This window comes from Desulfoconvexum algidum (assembly GCF_055382125.1).
In genome coordinates, this window is record NZ_AP042394.1 from 1,953,988 (window position 1) to 1,974,230 (window position 20,243).

23 protein-coding genes are annotated in these 20,243 nt (G+C 42.7%); 14 read left to right on the forward strand and 9 right to left on the reverse strand.

What is annotated here, in order from left to right; translation table 11 throughout:
- Positions 1 to 68 precede the first annotated feature (68 nt).
- Positions 69 to 1,532 carry an exonuclease domain-containing protein gene (locus ACZ45G_RS08950; protein WP_464177167.1) on the forward strand — a complete coding sequence of 488 codons (1,464 nt, stop codon included), beginning with the start codon at positions 69 to 71 and terminating at the stop codon, positions 1,530 to 1,532.
- Here the strand turns inward: ACZ45G_RS08950 and ACZ45G_RS08955 are convergent.
- Both ACZ45G_RS08955 and ACZ45G_RS08960 read right to left on the reverse strand, forming a co-directional pair.
- Entirely contained in the window at positions 1,503 to 2,198 is a 696-nt protein-coding gene (locus ACZ45G_RS08955) for a PilZ domain-containing protein (RefSeq protein ID WP_464177169.1), read from the reverse strand. The two genes, ACZ45G_RS08950 and ACZ45G_RS08955, sit on opposite strands and share 30 nt — an antisense overlap.
- 130 nt (positions 2,199 to 2,328) lie before the next feature.
- Positions 2,329 to 2,598, reverse strand: coding sequence for an HU family DNA-binding protein (locus ACZ45G_RS08960; protein ID WP_464177171.1), 270 nt, complete (start codon positions 2,596 to 2,598; stop codon positions 2,329 to 2,331).
- A gap of 209 nt (positions 2,599 to 2,807) precedes the next feature.
- Here ACZ45G_RS08960 and ACZ45G_RS08965 point away from each other — a divergent pair, with 209 nt between their 5' ends.
- A complete protein-coding gene (locus ACZ45G_RS08965) occupies positions 2,808 to 3,269 on the forward strand; it encodes a chemotaxis protein CheX (RefSeq protein WP_464177174.1) in 462 nt (153 codons plus the stop codon).
- Between the two features lie 4 nt (positions 3,270 to 3,273).
- On the opposite strand, the gene ACZ45G_RS08970 is transcribed toward ACZ45G_RS08965, so the two are convergent.
- Positions 3,274 to 4,062 carry a prepilin peptidase gene (locus tag ACZ45G_RS08970; protein ID WP_464177176.1) on the reverse strand — a complete coding sequence of 263 codons (789 nt, stop codon included), beginning with the start codon at positions 4,060 to 4,062 and terminating at the stop codon, positions 3,274 to 3,276.
- 210 nt (positions 4,063 to 4,272) lie between these two features.
- On the opposite strand from ACZ45G_RS08970, the gene lon reads away from it, so the two are divergent.
- The 7 genes from lon to folE2 all read left to right on the forward strand — a co-directional run bounded on the left by lon (position 4,273) and on the right by folE2 (position 10,620).
- Positions 4,273 to 6,795: an endopeptidase La gene (gene lon, locus ACZ45G_RS08975; RefSeq protein ID WP_464177178.1), complete on the forward strand. Its 2,523-nt coding sequence runs from the start codon at positions 4,273 to 4,275 to the stop codon at positions 6,793 to 6,795.
- A gap of 1 nt (position 6,796) precedes the next feature.
- Complete coding sequence (gene tsaB, locus ACZ45G_RS08980; protein WP_464177181.1) at positions 6,797 to 7,501, forward strand: tRNA (adenosine(37)-N6)-threonylcarbamoyltransferase complex dimerization subunit type 1 TsaB; 705 nt, start codon at positions 6,797 to 6,799, stop codon at positions 7,499 to 7,501.
- Positions 7,502 to 7,621: 120 nt separating this feature from the next.
- Positions 7,622 to 8,284 (forward strand): phosphatidylserine decarboxylase family protein, encoded by a 663-nt coding sequence (locus tag ACZ45G_RS08985; protein WP_464177183.1) that lies wholly within the window; start codon positions 7,622 to 7,624, stop codon positions 8,282 to 8,284.
- A 121-nt stretch (positions 8,285 to 8,405) separates the two neighbouring features.
- Positions 8,406 to 8,873: a transcription elongation factor GreA gene (gene greA, locus ACZ45G_RS08990; protein WP_464177185.1), complete on the forward strand. Its 468-nt coding sequence runs from the start codon at positions 8,406 to 8,408 to the stop codon at positions 8,871 to 8,873.
- 21 nt (positions 8,874 to 8,894) lie between these two features.
- Positions 8,895 to 9,104, forward strand: a complete 210-nt coding sequence (rpoZ, locus tag ACZ45G_RS08995) for a DNA-directed RNA polymerase subunit omega (RefSeq protein ID WP_464177188.1) — start codon at positions 8,895 to 8,897, stop codon at positions 9,102 to 9,104.
- Between the two features lie 6 nt (positions 9,105 to 9,110).
- Entirely contained in the window at positions 9,111 to 9,845 is a 735-nt protein-coding gene (locus ACZ45G_RS09000) for a PP-loop family protein (RefSeq protein ID WP_464177190.1), read from the forward strand.
- The gene (folE2, locus tag ACZ45G_RS09005; protein WP_464177192.1) at positions 9,838 to 10,620 is read left to right on the forward strand and encodes a GTP cyclohydrolase FolE2; all 783 of its coding nucleotides are present in this window, start codon (positions 9,838 to 9,840) and stop codon (positions 10,618 to 10,620) included. Before ACZ45G_RS09000 ends, folE2 begins: the two co-directional genes overlap by 8 nt.
- 315 nt (positions 10,621 to 10,935) lie before the next feature.
- Here folE2 and ACZ45G_RS09010 read toward each other — a convergent pair whose 3' ends face one another.
- Positions 10,936 to 11,199, reverse strand: a complete 264-nt coding sequence (locus ACZ45G_RS09010; protein WP_464177195.1) for an AbrB/MazE/SpoVT family DNA-binding domain-containing protein — start codon at positions 11,197 to 11,199, stop codon at positions 10,936 to 10,938.
- A gap of 269 nt (positions 11,200 to 11,468) precedes the next feature.
- Between ACZ45G_RS09010 and ACZ45G_RS09015 the strand changes: the two genes are divergently transcribed.
- A complete protein-coding gene (locus ACZ45G_RS09015) occupies positions 11,469 to 11,723 on the forward strand; it encodes a ribbon-helix-helix domain-containing protein (RefSeq protein WP_464177197.1) in 255 nt (84 codons plus the stop codon).
- The gene (locus ACZ45G_RS09020; RefSeq protein WP_464177199.1) at positions 11,717 to 12,064 is read left to right on the forward strand and encodes a type II toxin-antitoxin system PemK/MazF family toxin; all 348 of its coding nucleotides are present in this window, start codon (positions 11,717 to 11,719) and stop codon (positions 12,062 to 12,064) included. The genes ACZ45G_RS09015 and ACZ45G_RS09020 overlap by 7 nt, the downstream gene beginning before the upstream one ends.
- 264 nt (positions 12,065 to 12,328) lie before the next feature.
- On the opposite strand, the gene ACZ45G_RS09025 is transcribed toward ACZ45G_RS09020, so the two are convergent.
- Entirely contained in the window at positions 12,329 to 12,682 is a 354-nt protein-coding gene (locus tag ACZ45G_RS09025) for a DUF2442 domain-containing protein (protein WP_464177202.1), read from the reverse strand.
- Positions 12,683 to 12,993: 311 nt separating this feature from the next.
- On the opposite strand from ACZ45G_RS09025, the gene ACZ45G_RS09030 reads away from it, so the two are divergent.
- The 3 genes from ACZ45G_RS09030 (at position 12,994) to ACZ45G_RS09040 (ending at position 15,202) form a co-directional block, all read left to right on the forward strand.
- Positions 12,994 to 13,302 (forward strand): helix-turn-helix domain-containing protein, encoded by a 309-nt coding sequence (locus tag ACZ45G_RS09030; protein WP_464177204.1) that lies wholly within the window; start codon positions 12,994 to 12,996, stop codon positions 13,300 to 13,302.
- A 7-nt stretch (positions 13,303 to 13,309) separates the two neighbouring features.
- Positions 13,310 to 14,566: a type II toxin-antitoxin system HipA family toxin gene (locus ACZ45G_RS09035; RefSeq protein ID WP_464177207.1), complete on the forward strand. Its 1,257-nt coding sequence runs from the start codon at positions 13,310 to 13,312 to the stop codon at positions 14,564 to 14,566.
- Between the two features lie 447 nt (positions 14,567 to 15,013).
- A complete protein-coding gene (locus ACZ45G_RS09040) occupies positions 15,014 to 15,202 on the forward strand; it encodes a hypothetical protein (protein WP_464177209.1) in 189 nt (62 codons plus the stop codon).
- A 215-nt stretch (positions 15,203 to 15,417) separates the two neighbouring features.
- On the opposite strand, the gene ACZ45G_RS09045 is transcribed toward ACZ45G_RS09040, so the two are convergent.
- The 4 genes from ACZ45G_RS09045 to ACZ45G_RS09060 form a co-directional block, all read right to left on the reverse strand.
- Positions 15,418 to 16,623: a D-alanyl-D-alanine carboxypeptidase/D-alanyl-D-alanine-endopeptidase gene (locus tag ACZ45G_RS09045; RefSeq protein ID WP_464177211.1), complete on the reverse strand. Its 1,206-nt coding sequence runs from the start codon at positions 16,621 to 16,623 to the stop codon at positions 15,418 to 15,420.
- Positions 16,624 to 16,705: 82 nt separating this feature from the next.
- Positions 16,706 to 17,965: a type II toxin-antitoxin system HipA family toxin gene (locus ACZ45G_RS09050; protein ID WP_464177214.1), complete on the reverse strand. Its 1,260-nt coding sequence runs from the start codon at positions 17,963 to 17,965 to the stop codon at positions 16,706 to 16,708.
- Complete coding sequence (locus ACZ45G_RS09055) at positions 17,955 to 18,296, reverse strand: helix-turn-helix domain-containing protein (protein WP_464177216.1); 342 nt, start codon at positions 18,294 to 18,296, stop codon at positions 17,955 to 17,957. Before ACZ45G_RS09055 ends, ACZ45G_RS09050 begins: the two co-directional genes overlap by 11 nt.
- Before the next feature lie 263 nt (positions 18,297 to 18,559).
- Complete coding sequence (locus ACZ45G_RS09060) at positions 18,560 to 19,996, reverse strand: aminopeptidase (RefSeq protein WP_464177218.1); 1,437 nt, start codon at positions 19,994 to 19,996, stop codon at positions 18,560 to 18,562.
- Positions 19,997 to 20,243: the final 247 nt, after the last annotated feature.

The following is a 20,243-nucleotide window of genomic DNA, read 5'->3' on the forward strand; positions in this document are numbered from 1 at the left end:
GTTTGTAAAATACCGGGAGGGGGGAAGCAAGGTTTTTGTTTCCCCCTTTTCTGGGTTTGAAAGAAAACATGAAAACTTACCTATTCTATGATGTTGAAACCTCCGGGCTGAATAAAGCCTTTGATCAAATACTGACCTTTGCCGGTATCAGAACTGATCTTTCGTTGAAGGAAATTTCCCGGGAATTGATCACCATCAAGTTGCGCCAGGATATAATCCCCTCCCCCCATGCGTTTATTACCCATTGTCTGACCCATGAAGAGTTAGAATCCGGCATTACAGAGTATAAGGCAGCCCAGAGGATTCACAAACTTTTTAACACCCCGGGAACTATCAGTCTTGGATACAATTCCCTTGGATTTGACGATGAATTCTTGCGGTTTCTTTTCTATAGAAACCTGCTGGATCCCTATTCTCACCAATATGCAAATCAATGTTCCCGGATGGATTTGCTGCCGGTGACGACATTGTTCAAGGTTTTTTGTGACCATGTGTTAGAATGGCCGTATATTGCAGATGGGAGGCCCAGTCTGAAATTAGAGCTGCTCAGCCAAAAAAATGCCTTTTTGACCACGGGTCGGGCCCATGAAGCCATGAACGATGTGGAGGCTGTGATTGAACTTGCCAGGATTTTTTCCCGGCAACGAGATATCTGGGACTATGCCCTGGCTTTTTTTGACAAGACCAAAGATGGCTTACGAATTAATTCAATGGAAAAAGGGCGCCGTGTTGGAACGTCTGATTTTCGTATCTGTTTTATGGTTTCTTCCTCATTCGGACCTAAAAATAACTATATTGCCCCGGTGATTCATGTGGGCGAATCTGTGCCATATAAGAATCAAAGCCTCTGGATCCGCCTGGATCGGGAAGACGAGTTTGTACTGGAAGAAGGGTTAAAATCAGATGAAGTTCAAATGTTTGATTTGTTCGTAATCCGGAAACGACCCGGTGACCAATTGATTATTTTGCCATGGCTGGACAGATTTAAACCAAAGATGACCCCAAGGGCACAAGCGGCATTTACACGAAATATTGAGAAACTTCAGTCCCATCCAGATTCGTTTTTGAAAACCATTCACCACCATCAAGAATATCGGTATCCTTTGATCCCTGAAATTGATCTGGATGCGGCATTGTACCAGTCTGGTTTTTTTTCTTCTTCAGAGAAAAAAGAAATCAGCCGGTTCCATGGTTCAGACGATAAAAACAAGGCTGCTGTCTGCGAGAGCTTCGCCAATGGGCGGGTAAAGGAGATGGCCGCTCGGATTTTGTTAAGAAACTTTGAGGATCATTCTTCGATTGTGCGAAACAAAGAGTACACAGATCATTTGAGGCGATTGTTATCGCAATCCCCGGAAGATCATATAGTGGGTTTTCGGAACGATGTGAAGTATGATGTGGTTCAGGGAATGCGCGATTTAAGGGAAATTCAGGAACAAGAACGAGAGTTGAACCCCCTTCAGAAGGAGATCCTTGCCTGGCTGAAATGCTATTTGGAACAATTAATCTCTTCTGATACTGAACTTTTTTAATTGATCAATCTGAGCCGTGTGGACGAAGCGGTTTAGCAATGTTTCATTTTTTTCGTCCAGGTCTAATATTTTTAAACCCACCTGAACGTGTGAATCTGAATAATTTTTATTGACCCTCATGATTTCAGCTCGCAGGGGAAATGCCCCAACGGGATTTTCTTTTCCTTCATCCATCAGCACCATGCCCAGGGGTATAATATTAGTTTTTTTCAACCCCATCAAAGGATTGGGTCGCAATCCTTTTTTTCGGGGGATAATTAAACCCATTCCTGTAAAAGAGATGTCCTTGATGCCAAAGTCGTTTGGGGTATAATAGTCCTCACCCTGGTATCTAATTTTTGCTCGAATGGTATATTTATGACTCAAGGGAAGTCGAAATGCAGCGCGGATATTGGTCTCTTTCACCGGGAATTTATACTTAAGAATAACGGCCTTTGAAATCGTTTGATTGGTAAGACGATATTGGTTGACAAACTCTGTGGGTAGACACGAAATTCCTACCCTGATTGGGTTTTTTTTTCTGGCAATAATAGTTGTGAGATGTAACTGATCGTAGGCGGTTGTGCGGGTGATTGGCGCCAGCGGCTGGGCAATCGTAATAATTTCTTTTTGATAATTTACATCGTGAATAATAGAGGATCGTGATATGGGATTTAAGGAATTCATATTGAAGACCAAGTCCACACCAACCGATGGCATAAAGATGCCTTCTATTTTAAAACTCATGAAATACAATCGAATCAAGCAGTATTTGACGCATCAAACACTGCCTGACCCTATTACCAAATGGATTCGATTACTTAACGGCGTCTTTTAATGCTTTGCCGGGAACAAATTTCGGAACGTTTCTGGCGGGGATATCGATTTCTTTACCAGTCTGAGGGTTTCTTCCTTTTCTTGCTTTTCTCTCTGCAGTTTTAAATGTTCCGAAGCCAACTAAAGTAACAGAGTCATTGCTGGAAAGAGCATCGGTTATCGCTTTGATTGTGCAATCAACTGCAGCCTGAGCTTCTTTCTTACTGTTGAGCACTTCTGAAACCTTGTTGATTAAATCGCCTTTGTTCATCGTATCGCTCCTTTTTTTTAGGTTTTAGAAATTACAAACTACAAAATTTGCTTTTCAAAAACATTTCCTAAAGTTAAATAAATTTAAATCAGCTTTTGCGTACTTTAGGTCGTTGGGGCGGGCCTGTCAAGTGTTTATTCATATTTTTAAAAAAATTGGTTGCCAGTTTTTAGTAAAAAACATAAAATTGATTAAAATAGGAGAAAAATATGGATGTAACACTTGTAAATCCTTTTGTCGAAGGTGCTTTGCACATTCTTGATACCACGGCATTTGTTAAAGTAAAACCGGACACCCCTTTTTTGAAACGAGACAACAAGCCCCAGGGGGATATTTCCGGAATTCTGGAAATTAGCGGTGATTTGAAGGGTTCTGCTGCCATCAGCTTTTCGGAACGTTGCATTTTGGGTATTGTTTCGGCCATGTTTGGTGAGGATATGACCCAAATTAATGAAGAAATTACCGATGCCGTTGGTGAAATCAGCAATATGATAGCCGGTCATGTCACCACTAAAATTGCTGAAATGGACAAAAAGGTAAAGGTGAAGTTTATAAAAGTTTGTGCGGGTGCTGAAAAAATTGAACATATTAACGAGGGGGGGCATGTCCTGGCGCTTCCTTTTCGGACAACAAAAGGCAGGATGGTTATCGAGGTTTGTTACGATGCCTGACGGGTTAATAGCCGGCCAAAGCGCCTAAATACCATTGGATCAAAGCGTTCCCGAAAAATATATATAAAATTGCACCGGCGGAAAGGTAGGGGCCAAAGGGAATTTTAAGTTGACGATTACTTCCCTTTGTGAAGAGCATGATACCGATCCCGGCAACAGTTCCCACGAGGGAACCTGTGAAAAGGGTAAACATCACCCCTTCTAACCCGGTGGCAGCCCCTATCATGGCCAGAAGCTTGATGTCCCCCCCTCCCATCCCTTCTGCCTTTCTAAGTTTGTAATAGAGAAACGCAATGGCGTACAGAATGCCGCCCCCCGTGAAAATACCCATCAATACAGAGGCGATTGTCATTCCCGGGATGAACACGGCAGAGGATGCAAAAATAACGATTCCGGGCAGGGAAATGATATCGGGAATTATCTGGTGGTCAAAATCAATTAATGAGATGACGATTAGTACGCAAACAAAGCAAAACCAGAAAAACAGGGGCGGGGTAAGGCCGAATTTTAAAAAAAGAAAAACAGGGGAAATCCCAGTCAATATCTCCACAAGCGGGTACCTGATGGATATCGGATTTTTACAGTATTTGCAGCGGCCTTTTAAAAAAAGATAGCTTAAGATGGGGACGTTACAATAAAAAGGGATGTTCGCTTTGCAAATAGGGCAAAATGAACCAGGAAAGGCAATGGATTTTTTTTGAGGAATCCTGAAAATACATACATTTAAAAAACTGCCGATGCAGGCACCGAATATAAATAGCAGGGTTGTCAGTGTCAGGGTATAGCTTATCATTATAAATTTCCTTGTCAGTTCCTATTAATCTTAATCCAAGAGAGTATCTGATTTTAAAAATATTTTTTCAAGGATATTGTAAAAAGAAAATTCTGTTTTATTGTAGAACCAGCTGTAAATAAATGATGGAAATCAACTGCATCACTGAATGGGACAAGGACGGGTCTGATACCAAGTTCTATTCAGTGTAGTGTTAATAAAGGAGTATAAATGGCAGAAGCAGATATTGATGATCTCATTGAGATTATAGAAAAAGAGGGTAATCTCGAAGATATTCCCAAAACCCTTCCCATGATGCCGGTAAGGGATGTGGTTGTGTTTACGGATATGCTACTGCCCTTGTTTGTCGGACGTGAAAAATCAATAAAAGCGGTTGAAGCGTGTGTGGATTTTGACCGGTATATTTTTCTGTCAGCACAAAAGGATTCCGAGGTTGAAAAACCCGGGCCTGACGATGTCTATGAAGTGGGCACTATTGGTCGTGTTCAAAAAATGATTAAAATGCCCGATGGGAGAATCAAGGCGTTGGTCCAGGGAATTGCCAAGGCAAAAATTCTGGAGTATGTGAAAAAGAAACGGTATTTCAGGGTGAAGATAGAACTCCTGGTGGATACGGATCCCAAAGAGATTGACATTGAAATCGAAGCATTGATGCGCAATGTCAAAGAAAGCTCTGAAAAATTGCTGGCCCTCAAAGGGGAGTTGTCCGGGGATGTGGGCGACCTTTTGTCACACATTGAGTCCCCTGGAAAACTGGCAGATCTGGTGGCTTCCAATTTAAACCTTCGGGTGGAAGATGCCCAGATGCTGCTGGAAATCATAGAGTCGACGGATCGGCTCAAGGCGGTGAACGATCTGTTGGCAAGGGAGCTTGACCTTTCAACTGTCCAGGCGAAGATCCAAACAGATGTGAAAGATGAGATTACAAAAAGTCAACGGGATTATTATCTTCGGGAGCAGGTCAAGGCCATTCACCGGGAACTGGGAGAAAGTGATGATAAGCTGGCTGAAATTGAAGAATTTAAAACCAAGATAAAAAAATGCAAGCTTCCCAAGGATTGTGAAGAGGAAACATTCAAGCAGTTAAAACGGCTTGAACAAATGCATTTTGATTCTTCTGAAGCCTCGGTTGTCAGGACCTACCTTGACACCATTGTGGAACTGCCCTGGAGCCGTTCCACAAAAGATTTTCTGGATATTAAAAAGTCCGAAGAAATGTTGGATAAAAATCATTATGGTCTGGCAAAAGCCAAGGAAAGAATCCTTGAATATTTGAGTGTCCGAAAGCTCAATCCCAAGAAAAAAGGACAGATTATCTGTTTTGTTGGCCCTCCGGGTGTGGGGAAAACATCCCTGGGACAAGCCATTGCCAAGGCCATGAAACGGAAATTTCATCGGCTCTCCCTTGGGGGCATCCGGGATGAAGCAGAAATCCGGGGACATAGAAGAACTTATATCGGTGCGCTTCCCGGCAGAATTCTTCAGGGGCTGCGTCAATGCGGCACCAACAATCCGGTTTTTATGCTGGATGAAATCGATAAACTGGGAAGTGACTTTCGGGGGGATCCTTCTTCTGCACTCCTGGAGGCCTTGGATCCGGAACAAAATTTTAATTTTTCAGATCATTATCTGAACATGCCCTTTGATCTTTCCAATGTATTGTTTATTTTAACCGCCAATATGACCGATACCATTCCTTCGGCATTGCTGGATCGAATGGAGGTGATCCGGATCTCGGGATACACCCATCCGGAAAAAATAACCATTGCCACACAACACCTTATTCCCAGAAAACTCAAGGATAACGGCCTGATTCGAAGATCCATCCATATCAGTCCCACAGCTTTGGCATGCATTGTTTCAGAGTACACCCTGGAAGCTGGTTTGCGAGGATTGGAGAGACGGTTGGATACCATCTGCCGAAAGATTGCCCGGCAGATTGCCGAGGGGGAAAAGGGGAGATTTGCCATAACCAAACAAAATCTGACCCGTTACCTAGGTCCCCCCCATTATGTGTCGGAACTGGATCAGGAGGAGAGTCAGGTTGGGCTTGCAACCGGTCTGGCCTGGACAGAATATGGCGGAGAGCATCTCTATATTGAGATATCCTTGTTTCCGGGGAAGGGCGAGTTATTGGTAACAGGTCAAATCGGTGAGGTCATGCAGGAATCTGCCCGGGCTGCCCTGACATACACCAAGGCCAACCAGGAAGCCCTGGGGATTGACAAAGAGGCCTTTGAAAATTTTGACATCCATATGCATGTCCCGGCTGGCGCCATCCCCAAGGATGGGCCTTCGGCAGGAATTGCCATGGCAACGGCCCTGGTGTCAGCTTTTACCAATCGGAAAGTAAATAATAAGGTTGCCATGACAGGCGAGATTTCCCTAAGGGGGCGTGTGCTGCCCATTGGCGGGCTCAAGGAAAAAACCCTTGGGGCACTGAGAGCTGGGATAAAGCATGTGATTATTCCGGCAAAGAATGTGAAGGATCTCTATGATATTCCCAAGGCCATTAAAAACAAACTCAAGTTTACCTGTGTCAAGGATGTGAAAGAAGTGCTGGACATTGCCCTGGAAAAGGCCTCGGGAAAGGCCCCGGTAAAGGCCCCGGAAAAGGCCCCGGTAAAGGCCCCGAAAAAGGCCCCGAAAAAGGCCCCGAAAAAGGCCCCGAAAAAGGCCCCGAAAAAGGCCCCGAAAAAGGCCCCGAAAAAGGCTTCGGAAAAGGAACTATAGTTTGCGGATTCTTTCCCTGAGCACTGCCGAGCAGGGCTGCAGCCTTGCTGCTTTTGAGAATAAGGCTTTGGTATGCGAAGAATACTGGGCAGACAAGCAGACCCATTCCAAGCGAGTCCTGGCAATGGTGGAAAATTTGCTGGCCTGTCGGGCCGGGTGGGATGTGTCGGAAATCGACGGGTTTATTGCCGCAAAGGGCCCGGGCAGCTTTACTGGACTTCGCATCGGGATATCTGTCATAAAAGGATTGGCCTATGCCGTGTCAAAGCCCGATGCCGGTGTTTCAAGTCTTGACGGCATTGGCAATAGGTTTTCTTTTACATCTGTTCCTGTCTGTGTGATGATGGATGCACGGCGCAATGAAGTGTATTGCGCCGTGTATCATTTTGAAAGGGGCGTCCTGGTGGATAAAAGTGATGAAATGGTTTGCTCTCCGGAGCAGGCGGTTCTGTTGGCCGGGGAAACGGCCGTTTTTGTCGGGTCTGGATCAAAAGCCTATAAAGAATTGATACTGCGCCTGACAAATACGCGTGCCCTGTTTTCCTGCGAAACCATGGATTATGTAAGCGCAGTTGCCTTGGCAAGGCCTGCTCTTTTAGATGATCATTTTTTTGATTGCCCTGAAAACAAACTTGCGCCCAGTTACATTAGAAAATCAGATGCGGAACTCCAATTTGGCACCAGAACAAAAAACCAGTTCAAATGAATTAGGCTAAATAAAAAGGGCAAATATAAAGGGCAAATAATTTAGGTCAAACAAGCATATTGACACAATGGCCTGTTATTTGATATTATACGCTGAATATAGTTTTGGGAAAGAGAGCTTATGAATAAATCAAAATGGCCGGCCCGGGCAGTTTTGCCTATTGCCGTGCCGGGACTGAAGTACGTTTTTTTAACCATCCTCATAACGGGGATGCTTTTTTATTTTGGGTGGACGGCAGCAGGTTTTGTTTCTCTGGGAGTGACGCTTTTTGTCAGTTGGTTTTTCAGGGATCCGGATCGGCAAATTCCGGGCGGGGAGAATGAATTGGTTTCTCCGGCCGACGGTAGGGTGATTATTATTGAAGGACTTTCAACCTGTGAATATATGGAAGGACCCTGCCAAAAGGTGAGTATTTTCATGAATGTGTTTAATGTTCATGTAAATAGAATCCCATTTGACGGTGTTATTGAGCGCGTTCAATACAACCCGGGTAAATTTATCAATGCCTCGTTTGATAAGGCCTCCATTCATAATGAACGTAATGCTCTGGTTGTAAAGACCGGGGCAGATAAAAAATTTGTTGTTGTCCAGATTGCGGGGTTAATCGCCAGAAGAATTGTGAATTGTGTGCAAACAGGTGAGCAAATTAAGAAAGGGGACAGATACGGCATGATTCAATTTGGGTCCCGTCTTGATCTTTACCTGCCCCTGGATTTTGAAGTTTGTGTAAAATTAGGGGACAAAACAAAGGCCGGCACCACTGTGATAGGGATTATGAATTGACAGAAGGGCAATACTTATATGACAAACACAAATTTTAAAAAAAGTATTTATATTCTTCCCAACTTGTTTACATCTTGTCCATAACCCCCAACTATTTCTATAAACGGAGTGAATTGTAATTTTGGAGCAAATACCCATAACAACAGAAGGCTATGAGGCCTTAAAAAAAGATTTGGAACGGTTGAAAACAATTGAGCGGCCTGAAAACATTAAAGCCATTGAAACGGCCAGGGCCCATGGTGATCTTTCGGAAAATGCCGAATACCATGCTGCCAAGGAGAGACAGTCTTTTATTGAAGGCCGTATCGGAGAAATTGGTTATAAACTGGGCAATGCAAAAGTTATAGATCCGGCCAGTGTTGGCAAGGATGTGGTCCGATTTGCAACCCGGGTTTTGGTTGTGAATCTCGACTCCGAAGAAGAAGTTGAATACATGATCGTTGGTGCTGATGAAGCGGATATTCGGAATGGTAAAATTTCTGTATCCTCTCCGCTTGGCAGTGCATTAATTGGAAAAGTTCCCGGGGATGAGGCTGTTTTGCAAGCCCCGGGCGGAAAAAGAGTATATGAGATAATCGATATTCTTTAGATAAATTTGGAGGAAAATATTTTGGCAAGAGTAACCATAGAAGATTGTTTAAAAAATGTTGATAATAGATTTACCCTTGTTCATCTGGCTGCCAAACGGGTTCGCCAGGTCCGGGAGGGTGCCGAACTGCTGGTGAAATCATCAAACAATGGAGATGTTGTCAGTGTTTTAAGAGAGATTGCCGCAGGTCGGGTTATCGCCAAACGAAAAGAAGACCCGGAAAAGAAATAGAAGCGGTTGAAATCCGTTGAAAAAAGAGTACGCCATGCTGTGGGCAAGGCCATCGCTGACTGGGACATGATTGCAGATAAAGACAAGATTCTTGTCGGGCTTTCCGGCGGTAAAGACAGTCAGACACTTTTGCAGGTCTTGTTTTCTCTGCAAACCAGAGCCCCCGTAAAATTTGATATTATTCCTGTCCATGTGGACCCGGGGTTTGAAGGTTCTTTTGTCAAAGAACTTGAAGACCATGTGGGGACAAATTTTTATCCCCTGCGGGTTGAAAGCACAGATTTTGGGGTTCGGGCACACGCAAAGGAAAACAGGGAAAATCCCTGTTTTTTATGTGCAAGGCTCAGAAGAAACCGCTTGTTTAAAATTGCACGAGAAACGGGCTGTAAAAAAATTGCCCTGGGGCACACTAAAGATGACATTATTGAAACCCTTTTTATCAATATGTTTTATGCTGGAAAGATCGGCACCATGAAACCCAGGCAATCTTTTTTTAACGGTGAGCTTGATATAATAAGGCCGTTGGCATATGTTGAAAAACGAGATATTGTTGCATTTGCAAAAAAATATGGTTTCCCTGAATTTATCAACAATTGTCCCAGTGCAAACAGTACAAAAAGAGGGGAGATCCGGCAGATGCTTGAAGGTTTGTATAAACAAAATAACCATATAAAGGGCAATATATTCAGGGCAATGGGTAATGTTGCATCTGACTATCTTTTAGAGATTCAAAATGATTGACACCCAGAATGAACCCGATTTTAGAAAGATTCCCATTGATAAAGTGGGTATTAAGGGGCTTAAATACCCCATAAAGGTCATGGACAAAACAAAGGGGATTCAATCCACAGTGGCTGAGATTTGTATGTATGTGGATCTGCCCCACCAGTTCAAGGGCACCCATATGAGTCGCTTTGTGGAAATTTTGCATTTATCCAGAACCCAGGTTTCCCTCGAGTCTTTAACAACGATCCTTGGGGATATGAAAAAAATTTTAGGGGCTGAATCCTCCCACATTGAAATCACCTTTCCTTATTTTATTGAAAAAAAGTCTCCCTGCGTTGGTGCCAAAGGGTTCATGGACTATACCTGTTCCATATTCGGCTCCTCGGATGTCAATAACAATACCGACCTTGTGTTAAAGGTGGCGGTACCCGTCACATCTGTTTGCCCCTGCTCAAAGGAGATCAGTGATGGCGGTGCTCACAACCAGCGGGGCGAGGTGCTGGTTAATACCCGGTTTAAAAAACTCATCTGGATTGAAAATATTGTGGACATCGTTGAACGTTCCGGCTCCTGTGATATCTTTTCCGTTCTCAAAAGAGAAGATGAAAAATTTGTGACGGAAAAAGCCTACAACAATCCCAAGTTTGTGGAAGATATTGCAAGGGATGTGGCAAAGGCCCTGATGGAGGATGAAAACATTACCTGGTTTTCAGTGAGTGTTGAAAATTTTGAATCCATCCACAACCACAGTGCCTACGCCTATATTCAGGGCGGAACAACCCCGAAATAATTTTTTGATACGTTCAAGATATTGAAAAATAATCCTATCTGGGTGTTTTATAAAGATCATCATGGTCAAGAATACGCAAGAGCTTGAGTTGGCACGATCAGTCTGGAGAACCGCTTGCCAAAAAAGCCATTGGCTCAAATGAAATTCTATATTTTCTGTCGACACGAGCAGACCAGGCAGTGGGATCATTGGTAATTCGCTCAATTTTCAGATCGGGATGATAGGGGTTTTCTTTGAGAAATTTGACGGTTTTAGCAATTTTTTTTCCGCAGGTCGGTTTGATATTTGAATTTTTCCAAATCAGATATGAATTTTTTATTCGGAATCAATTCTGGCATTTTTAATTTCCTCCATGAACCAATCTGGAAATTTTTCTGTTTCAGAGTCCCTTGCTTCTTTTATCTTTAATAAACCGGAATCATTTAATTTTATCGCCCGATAAATTGCAACAGGGTAAAGGGTTATTGCACCACCAGCTTCCACTGAAAGTTCAAGATGGCTACCGGGTTTAATCCCAATTTCTTTTCTTATAAAAGCGGGTAAATTGATACTGCCTCTTTTATCAATAGTTACAAGCATAATGATGTCCTTTCATTTAGAGATGATATGTTTTTCTCGAAAACCTGAAGATAATATATGCTGATAATGACATTTTATCAATATCGGACCTGGCGGTAGGCACCAAAAACCATTTTTTTTACAAATCCAGTCCCTTTCAACTACAAACAACCGACTACCGTGACGGATCAGTCCTGTAATGATTTCCTATATATCCCTGCGGTGTTCTGTTGACAGATAAGGGCCCTAATGGTATTCATATATTATCATACAAAGGAGGTATCCAAAACATGCATACTCAAAAGGTTGCTATTACCATTCCAAAAGAATTAGTAACGATGATTGATAACATCAGTAAGAAAAGGGGTCTATCCAGAAGTAAACTCATCTCTATTATGCTCAGAGAAAAACTTATGGCGGAAAGAGATCAATTTATCAAGGATGCTTATGACAATGCTTTTTCAGATGAATTAATAAGAAAAGAACAACGTAACTGTGTCGCATGGTTTGATGGGGTGGGGTCTGACGAGGGGCAAGAATGGTAATCAGGAAGGGGTCTGTTTATTGGGTGGATTTTTCACCGGCAAAAGGTTCTGAACCGATGGGCAGACGTCCTGGACTTGTGGTTCAAAATGACCTGTTAAATGACAGCAAATTGAACACGGTTATTGTGGTGGCAATTACCTCGACTTTGAAATTTGGTGAACTGCCGGGCAATGTGGTGCTTCGGAAAGGAGAAGCAAACCTTCCCAAAAGGTCGGTGGTGAATATGATACAAATAAAAACGGTGGATAAACTCAGCCTTAAAGAAATGATCGGCAGTCTTACGAAAGAAAGAATTGCCGAAGTTTGCAAAGGCATGAAACTGATTATGGATATCTCTTGATCGCAGTTTTACCATACGCTACAGGATAAAAAAAATAAGTGGGGACTTGGAGTGCGTTTGACAATGCGTTTTGTTGTGTGTATTAATATGGTTATAATAACTTAAGGGGGAATATTATGAGCACAGAAATGGTCAGATTAAACATCACACTTCCTTCTTTCGTAACCGAAGAACTAAATAAATTTGCAGCCCCGCGTAAAAGAAGCCAGTTTATTGCTGAAGCCATAAAAATTCGTTTATTGGGAGGGCAAACCTTTGTTTTTGTTATGCCCGTAAGGGTAAACTTTCAGGTTTGTGAACATTTCCCAATAACCCATCAATAGAAATATCTTCATCTAGCAAAGGCCAATGTATGCCATATCCTGACGGGGATACTGTGTAGGTTGTTTTTTCTACCTCTGATGCATTTTTTAATGCTTTTGAAATTTCATTTAAATTAAAGGTTTTCTCTTTTTCGTCAATTTCGATTATCAAATGTTTTTTTGTAAACCTTAAATCTTTTACATGATGATATTTAGTCATTTTGTTGTTTTCTCCTTTGAAATTCATTCCATGCCTCTTCAAGATATTCAAATAGAAAAATAATCGCCATCCAACTATTTGTAAAATTGTTGGCATATTGAGTCACTTTATATATTGTTATTATAAATATTAGCATACCATGTCCTAAATAATTCATCAACGAGGATAATGCTTCATTGGTACAAGGCGTAGCTATCCAGGGCTGGGCATTTAAACCTAAAAAAAGAATCTGATCTTTTCGGCAAAGCTCAAACGGATCTGCTGAATGACAGCAAATTGAACACGGTTATTGTGGTTCAAATTTAAATCCATTCGATCGTGGCGCTGTTTCTCTTGATATTAATTTCTTTAAAGACTATAATACTTGTCATTAAGCCTAACAAATACTATTATTATGGGCATTGATTATGAAGAGAAAATTGCTTATACCCGTCAGTAGCGGGCTAAAAAAATTGGGATCAGATCTTAAAAAAGCGCGACTTAGGCGGGGGTTGAAGATGAGTGTAGTCGCTGATCGGGCTGGAATAAGCCGGGAGACGCTGTCAAAAATACAAAAAGGTGATTCCGGAGTCGGTATTGGAAATTATGCATCTGTAATTTTTGCCATCGGATTAGGTGTGGCTTGGACAAATCTGGCTGATATAGAAAAGGATATAATGGGCCAAATGCTTGATGAAAAAAGAATCCCGCTTCGCGCCCGGGATATTAAATTATAGGAATAGTATGCCTGAAAATATATTTGTACATATTGATCTTGCAGGGAAAATGTATTTTGTCGGGCGGTTGTGGCTGCATGATCGTCATGGGCGTGAAAGTGCCTCTTTTGAATATGCAAGAGAATGGAAATCTACTCCTGTTTGTTTTCCTCTTGAGCCTGCTTTGATAGTGGGAGAAGGCGCTTTTCATACTTCCAAAGCCCTTTTTGGGTCTATCAGTGACTCTTCGCCTGATAGGTGGGGAAGAACTTTAATGAACCGCATGGAGGCCAGAAGAGCCAAATTAGAAAACAATAAGGCGCGTAATCTAAAGGAATCAGATTATTTGCTCATGGTTGATGATAGGACCCGGCAGGGTGCTTTGCGGTTTTCAACCAATAAAGACGGTCCTTTTTTGGCCTCGTGCACGGATGCACACATCCCCCCACTCATAATGCTTGGGAAATTGTTGAATGCTTCAGATCGAATAATGGCGCATAAAGAAATAGACCAGGATATTCGAGATATTTTTGAACCCGGCTCGTCTTTAGGGGGGGCAAGGCCAAAAGCCATGGTTTCCGATACCAATTCAAATCTATTGATAGCCAAATTTCCCAGCCCCAAAGATGAGTGGGATGTAGAGCTATGGGAGTTTTTATCTCTACGAATGGCACAAAGAGCGGGCATTTCTGTTCCATATTTTCGACTTGAAAAAATTCTAGGGAAAAATGTGTTGCTGTTGGGCCGTTTTGACCGCAAAGGAGAGCATGTCAGGATTCCGTTTTTATCGGCAATGAGCATGCTTGGCGCTTCAGATGGAGATCGGAAAAGTTATATTGAGATTGGTAACGTGCTTCAGGAATATGGGGCAAGGACCAGCGAAGATTTAATAGATTTATGGCGTCGTATCGTTTTTAACATCATGATATCCAATGTGGATGATCATTTGAGGAACCACGGGTTTCTTTACGAAGGCCCTTCCGGTTGGCGCTTATCTCCCTTATATGATTTGGAGCCAACTCCAGATCACGTCAAAGCAAGAATCTTGCATACCAATATTGACTTGAATAATGGCACAGCCTCATTAGATCTTGCATATGAAGTAATTGAATATTTTGGGCTTACCCTTTCTGCTGCTAGAAAAATTGCATTGAAAGTGGGTAATGCTGTAAGAGAATGGGATAAAGAAGCATCCCGATTTGGCGCAGGTAAACAAGAAATCGATTTTATGAGATCAGCATTTGACCATGCTGATTTAAAACAGGCCCTTACCGGAAGTGTTTGAGAACAGGAGCTTATGAATAATGGAACTGAATGAAATAATACGGACCTTGCGGAACTTTTTGGAAATGAATGAGGAGAAGTTTCATAGGCCAGTGGATATTGTAAGATATAGGGTCAGAATGGGTGAATGATCTTTTCTACAGAGCTCAAAAAATTCCTTTAGACGGGTGGAAAAAGAAAACGTTATCTTCCCTGAAACGCCAATATGTCCTGAATGTGGCAAGCCATAAACTTGTGCTGAAGATGGGGGTAACCGGGAAATAAAAAACGATAAAAAGGTTGCTCTGAGAGGAAAGAAGGCAAACAGGTTTTTATCAGAAAAAAGTTATGAGGCTGAGTTGATGAAAATTCAAGGTCGATAAACAATTCCAATTGTGAATAAAATAAATCTAAGATATGATTATATTGAAAATATTATAACTTGAGACACATACACAGGAGATTTATAATGCATTCAATAACAATAAACATTAACAATAAACAATTAGTTGATAAAGTCATGTGGTTTTTAGAGCATTTAAAAAATGATGGTTTAGAAATTATTTCAAAAGAAGATATAGATGATTTAAAATTATTAAAAGCCACAAGAAAAGAGAAATCTATTCCCTTTAATGCGTATCTGGAAAATGAAAATTAATATTCGCAAAAGTGCCATTAATTAACGAACTTTGAACCTGCATATCGTCGTAGAATTGGAGATTACAGAATCTTATTTGATGTATTGGAAAATACAATTGAAATTGGTAGAATCTTACCTCGAAAAGACAGTTACAAATAAAAGATCTCCTATCTTTTTTCGGCATCAAGTACGATTCTATTCATGGAATTCTCAGCTTTTGCTGAAGACAGAAGTCAGTTGCCTTTTGTGATTATGTTGACCCGACGGAGCAAGTCCCGGTGAATGGAATCATATCCTTTGTTTTTTTCATTGACCATGATGACAAAGGGGTAGAGCCTTTTGTCTTTTCCCAGAATAAAACCGGCCCGGCATCTGACATCGGACAAGGTACCGGTTTTATAGTATTCCACTCCTTTGAGGTTTAAGAGATCATGAAAGGGCATAAATGCCATTAGAATCTTGAGCATTTGCTGGGGTGAAACCCTGTTCTTCCTTGAAATGCCTGATCCCTCTGCAAGGGTTAATTGTGTCAGCCCTAATTTTTCCCAGCTAAATGCTTTAAGAACGCTAACACCCTTTGCAAGTGTGGCAGGAGGTCCTTCTTTGTCTGCTCCCATGGCCAAAATCAGTTGGTTTGCCATAAAATTATTCGAATATTTCAAAAGTTTTTGAAGGAGCTCTTCCAGGTTAAACGGAGACTCAAAGGAAAACGTCTGTCCATCTGCCGGATCAAAACCTCCCTGACTAACCATGCCGGTGACAGGCACTCCCCTTTTTTTAAGGAAAAATTTGATCAGCAGACCCGGATAATCGTTTCGCTGCTTGGGGGCAAGTAAAATTCTCCCCTGTCGTTGGCCCGAGGATTTGATCTCCTCTAAGAATTCAGGGAGCAGGGGGGTCTGGGGTTCTGCGCTGACATATCCTTTGTAAAGGGGGCTCCATTTGAATGACACGGTATTAAAATTTGCACACAGGGCGCCGCTTGTGGCATCATATGGGTTTAAAGAGTCGCCTGTCCCCGGGATGTGGATATCCGGATGAAAAAAGGAAAGGTCCAGGATAATATTATTAATGGTTTTGACATTTGTCTTGGCCAAAATTTGTTCGCACAGATCCTGAATCACTTCTGAAATAAACAGGGGATCTCCAAATCCTTTGATATACAAATCTTTAGACCCCTTGTCATAGGCATACAGGGTTTTAAACCGGTGATCCATGCCAAAATAATCCACAGCGGCAAGGCTGGTAAGGATTTTTAAAATGGAAGCCGGGGGGAAGGGGGTGTCTTTGTTTTGGGAATATAAAATTTTCCCCTGGTCATCGGCCAGTATAACCCCTGCTTTTTTTCCCATGGCATTGGCCTTGGCTGCTGCCGGCAGGGTAAGAACAATCCCTATCATGCCCAGGAAAAAAATAAATTTAAAAATTTTATGGTTCATAGAGTGTTATTTGCCCGGGCTATTGAAGAATGCCCGATACCCTTTATGTAATATACACATCGTTTTTGTCCTTATATAATGCCTATTGCTCAACCGAATAGGGGTTTAGAAACTGACGCCTCCAAAGAAGTTTTTTATCCACTTCATTCAGCTCAGCTTCTTCACAGACGGCGTCCCAATTCTGTTCGATTGCGGCAGTCAGGTTACCGAATGTTTCGTGGGCTTCTTCCTCCGAAAGAAGGAAATTATGCGCGGTCTCACGGCACGTTTTGAGTCGGCTCAGATTGTTGTCGCCACATATGAGCATTCCCTGTGAAGCCTCATTCCCTGTACGGCCTTGCGGACAAATGTCATAAGCGGGTGTCAGGGTCAGCGCTTTACCGTCCCAGAACGCCGCATGATTACGCGCATGGTCATCGGTATTGCCGCATAGAATATTGAAGACGAGCCGAGAGAACAGTTCTTTTAGTGTATGCTTCGGATTGGTAAAATGGTGGCGGATAATTTCGGATAACGTTTCATAACTGGCGTACCGAGCCATCATGTCATCCAAGCAAAACAGGGTTAGAGCAGAGACCATAGCCTTTCGTGTCCACTTGTTACCTTTTGACACGCGGTCAAAACGCTCGATTAAAAGTACGTCTTTGTTAGCTGCTTTGGCAAGCTTTACTGGTGCAACATCCAGCCCGGCCAATTCAGCCAATCGCATGGCGATGAATTCAGCTTTAACGACGCTGTACAGATCTGTGCTGGATGAAAACTTGGCCACGTATTTTTTGCCGTGGTTTTGAATTAAGGCTTTGGGGCGAGCGCCGCCAATAGAGCTGCCATGGAACAACGCCTGATCCAACTCCGGTGTGAGGGGCACGCCTTCTTCGACTCGTTTTGCAGATTCAATCAACTCTTCCATGCTGACATTATTTGCGGTACGTGGCACGTATTCTGTTGGGGATTGTTGAAAATCGAGCGCACCGATCCGGTCCGAGCCAGATTCCAGCAGGTAGGTCAATTCATCCAGCTCGGCTGTATCAGTGCCGACGCCTTTAAACCCTAACTTTTTGTTGATAATCACACGCCGGCCCCAGGCATCCGGCGCGGCATCCCTGATACAGCCGGGCATGGTCAAGCCCTCCGGCAAGGGAAGAATCCCAGCCTTTAGCGGCAATTCAGGTTCATAAATTGCAATTGCAGGCTTGTTGTCACCGACACGATTCAGGTAGCTTTTACCATAGTTGAACAGGATATTGCCGTTATCCGCTTCAAGCCGGCCGGCCACAACAGGCTCGGTTTCGCCCGGCAGCCATATCCAGACAAAGGCTTCTTTTTCTGTTTTAGAAGTCATCGCGCACCGGTTTGGTTTTTTTGCGAACAGATTTTGGCAGGAGCGCTATCTTTTCCTTGGTTTGACGCAGGTATTTCGTCAGAGCGCTTTCTTTGGCATCAAATAGTTTGATACCAACAATGGTTGCCACTTCAAACACGGCTCCGATTTCACATTTGAGATTGCCTTTTTCGATACGTTGCAGCAGTCCTCTGGAAATACCAGCACGATCTGCCAATTCCTGAGCAGTGAGCTTGCGCTCATTACGCGCTTCCCGGATCAACGCACCGAGCAAGGCCGTCGCATCGCGGCTATAGTGTGAATAGGTCCGTGTGATGGACTTTGGCATCATTTTTCCTTTGATTTGTATATAGACCATAAGGCAGTTTAATGATCTTTCTGTGAAACAAAATTAATTTATTCTAACTATTTGGTCAAGAAAAAATTGGTCCGTATATGGACCTTATGATGATATCGTGAGCCATATACAGATCAATTTTATCATTTTGGACCAAGAAATACTGAAATAGGAGCGGGTCTGATCCAGGCAACTATCTGTTTTTTATATGAGATATGGAAAAAAATAAATTTAAAAATTTTATAGTTCATGGAAAGCTATTTGCCTGGGCTATTGTAGAATGCCCTATACCCTTTATATGTCATATACACATCGGTTTTACCGGCCACTTCAAAGGGAGAATGCATGGATAAAATGGCAGGCCCGCAATCCAGGACATCCATACCGAACTGGGCCAGAAACTTTGCCACCGTGCCGCCGCCGCCTTCATCGATCTTTCCCAGTTCCCCTGTCTGCCAGGTAATTTTATTTTCATTGAACAGGGTTCTGATACGGCCCACAAATTCGGCGCTGGCGTCATTTGATCCTGATTTGCCGCCAACCCCTGTAAATTTTGTCAGGCAGATGCCAAATCCTAAGAGGGGGGCATTGTTTTTTTCATGCACCTCCTTAAAATCCGGGTCCATGGCAGCATTTACATCTGCAGACAGGCATTGGGAGTTGATCAATGTTTTTCTCAGATGCCTGCTGTCCGTTGGCTCCTGGTTTAAAAACAGCAGGTCCGAGACAAAATCTTCCAAAAAACTGGATTTTGCCCCACCGCTGCCTTCACTGCCGATCTCTTCCTTGTCAAAGAAAAGGGCAATGGCTGTTCGTTCAGGTGCGGGGGCGTCAAACAAGGCGGAGAGACTTGTGAAGGCACAGATTCGGTCGTCCTGGCCATAGGCGCCGATCATGGAACGGTCAAACCCAATGTCCCGTGCATCGCCTGCCGGGACCGCTTCTATTTCCGCACTGATAAAATCTTCTTCAACAATACCGTATTGTTCATGGAGCAATTGTAAGATTCCCAGCTTAAAGCGTTCTTTAACACTGTCATTGCCAAGGGGGAGACTGCCGGCAACAAGGTTCAGCTTCTCTCCTACAAAGACGTCTGATATTTTTTTATCTCCCTGGAGTTTTCCGGCCAGGTGGGGCAGAAGATCACTTACTGTGAACACCGGATCATCCGCTGCTTCCCCAATAATGATATCCATCTTCTCTCCATTGGCTTTAACAATGCTGCCATGGAGAGCCAGGGGAATAGCCAGCCAGTGATATTTTCGAATGCCCCCGTAATAATGGGTCTTCATTAGTGCCATACTTAAATCTTCATAAATCGGGTTTTGTTTTAAATCCAGCCGGGGGGAGTCAATATGGGAGGCAATAATACGGGTTCCGGCAGAAATCTTTTCTTTACCCAATACAGCCATGGCAACGGTTTTGTCCTTGAAAAGCCGGAACACCTTTTGGGGGATTGATTTGGTTTTCTTTTTAGCCAAAAATGCATCAATATCAACAAATCCCCTGTCCTTTGCCAGGGCCACAATTTTCTCTGCTGCCTCCCTTTCTGTCTTGGCTGAGTTTAAAAAATTTTTGTACCCATCCCCAAAAGTAAAAATAGCGTCTCGCTCCTGTTTTCCAAGACTGTCATAGGCAAGGGGCGTCTTTTTGAACAGCTCTTTTTTTTGTTTTTCTGCCTGGGTTTTATTCATTGTTTCTTGTCCTTATTTGAATAACATAAAAAAATTATGGAGAAAATTTTTTAGCCTGTGTTTGAACTTAAGATCTTCCCAAAATTAAAGTTAACAGCAATTTTTGATGATTCTCTATTTATCATAAAGTTTTGTCTTGAAGCAATGTTAAAAGGGTATCGGGCAAAGGTGAATATCAATGGCAGGGTTTGACCCTTGCGATATCTTGTAACCAACAGTTTTGGGCGTGATTTTGCCTGGTGTGTGT

Coding starts and splice junctions, on each gene's coding strand:
- ACZ45G_RS08950 (WP_464177167.1), top strand. CDS start 69: ATGAAAACTTACCTATTCTATGATGTTGAAACCTCCGGGCTGAATAAA.
- ACZ45G_RS08955 (WP_464177169.1), bottom strand. CDS start 2,198: ATGAATTCCTTAAATCCCATATCACGATCCTCTATTATTCACGATGTA.
- ACZ45G_RS08960 (WP_464177171.1), bottom strand. CDS start 2,598: ATGAACAAAGGCGATTTAATCAACAAGGTTTCAGAAGTGCTCAACAGT.
- ACZ45G_RS08965 (WP_464177174.1), top strand. CDS start 2,808: ATGGATGTAACACTTGTAAATCCTTTTGTCGAAGGTGCTTTGCACATT.
- ACZ45G_RS08970 (WP_464177176.1), bottom strand. CDS start 4,062: ATGATAAGCTATACCCTGACACTGACAACCCTGCTATTTATATTCGGT.
- lon (WP_464177178.1), top strand. CDS start 4,273: ATGGCAGAAGCAGATATTGATGATCTCATTGAGATTATAGAAAAAGAG.
- ACZ45G_RS08985 (WP_464177183.1), top strand. CDS start 7,622: ATGAATAAATCAAAATGGCCGGCCCGGGCAGTTTTGCCTATTGCCGTG.
- folE2 (WP_464177192.1), top strand. CDS start 9,838: ATGATTGACACCCAGAATGAACCCGATTTTAGAAAGATTCCCATTGAT.
- ACZ45G_RS09010 (WP_464177195.1), bottom strand. CDS start 11,199: ATGCTTGTAACTATTGATAAAAGAGGCAGTATCAATTTACCCGCTTTT.
- ACZ45G_RS09015 (WP_464177197.1), top strand. CDS start 11,469: ATGCATACTCAAAAGGTTGCTATTACCATTCCAAAAGAATTAGTAACG.
- ACZ45G_RS09020 (WP_464177199.1), top strand. CDS start 11,717: ATGGTAATCAGGAAGGGGTCTGTTTATTGGGTGGATTTTTCACCGGCA.
- ACZ45G_RS09025 (WP_464177202.1), bottom strand. CDS start 12,682: ATGCCAACAATTTTACAAATAGTTGGATGGCGATTATTTTTCTATTTG.
- ACZ45G_RS09030 (WP_464177204.1), top strand. CDS start 12,994: ATGAAGAGAAAATTGCTTATACCCGTCAGTAGCGGGCTAAAAAAATTG.
- ACZ45G_RS09035 (WP_464177207.1), top strand. CDS start 13,310: ATGCCTGAAAATATATTTGTACATATTGATCTTGCAGGGAAAATGTAT.
- ACZ45G_RS09040 (WP_464177209.1), top strand. CDS start 15,014: ATGCATTCAATAACAATAAACATTAACAATAAACAATTAGTTGATAAA.
- ACZ45G_RS09045 (WP_464177211.1), bottom strand. CDS start 16,623: ATGAACCATAAAATTTTTAAATTTATTTTTTTCCTGGGCATGATAGGG.
- ACZ45G_RS09050 (WP_464177214.1), bottom strand. CDS start 17,965: ATGACTTCTAAAACAGAAAAAGAAGCCTTTGTCTGGATATGGCTGCCG.
- ACZ45G_RS09055 (WP_464177216.1), bottom strand. CDS start 18,296: ATGATGCCAAAGTCCATCACACGGACCTATTCACACTATAGCCGCGAT.
- ACZ45G_RS09060 (WP_464177218.1), bottom strand. CDS start 19,996: ATGAATAAAACCCAGGCAGAAAAACAAAAAAAAGAGCTGTTCAAAAAG.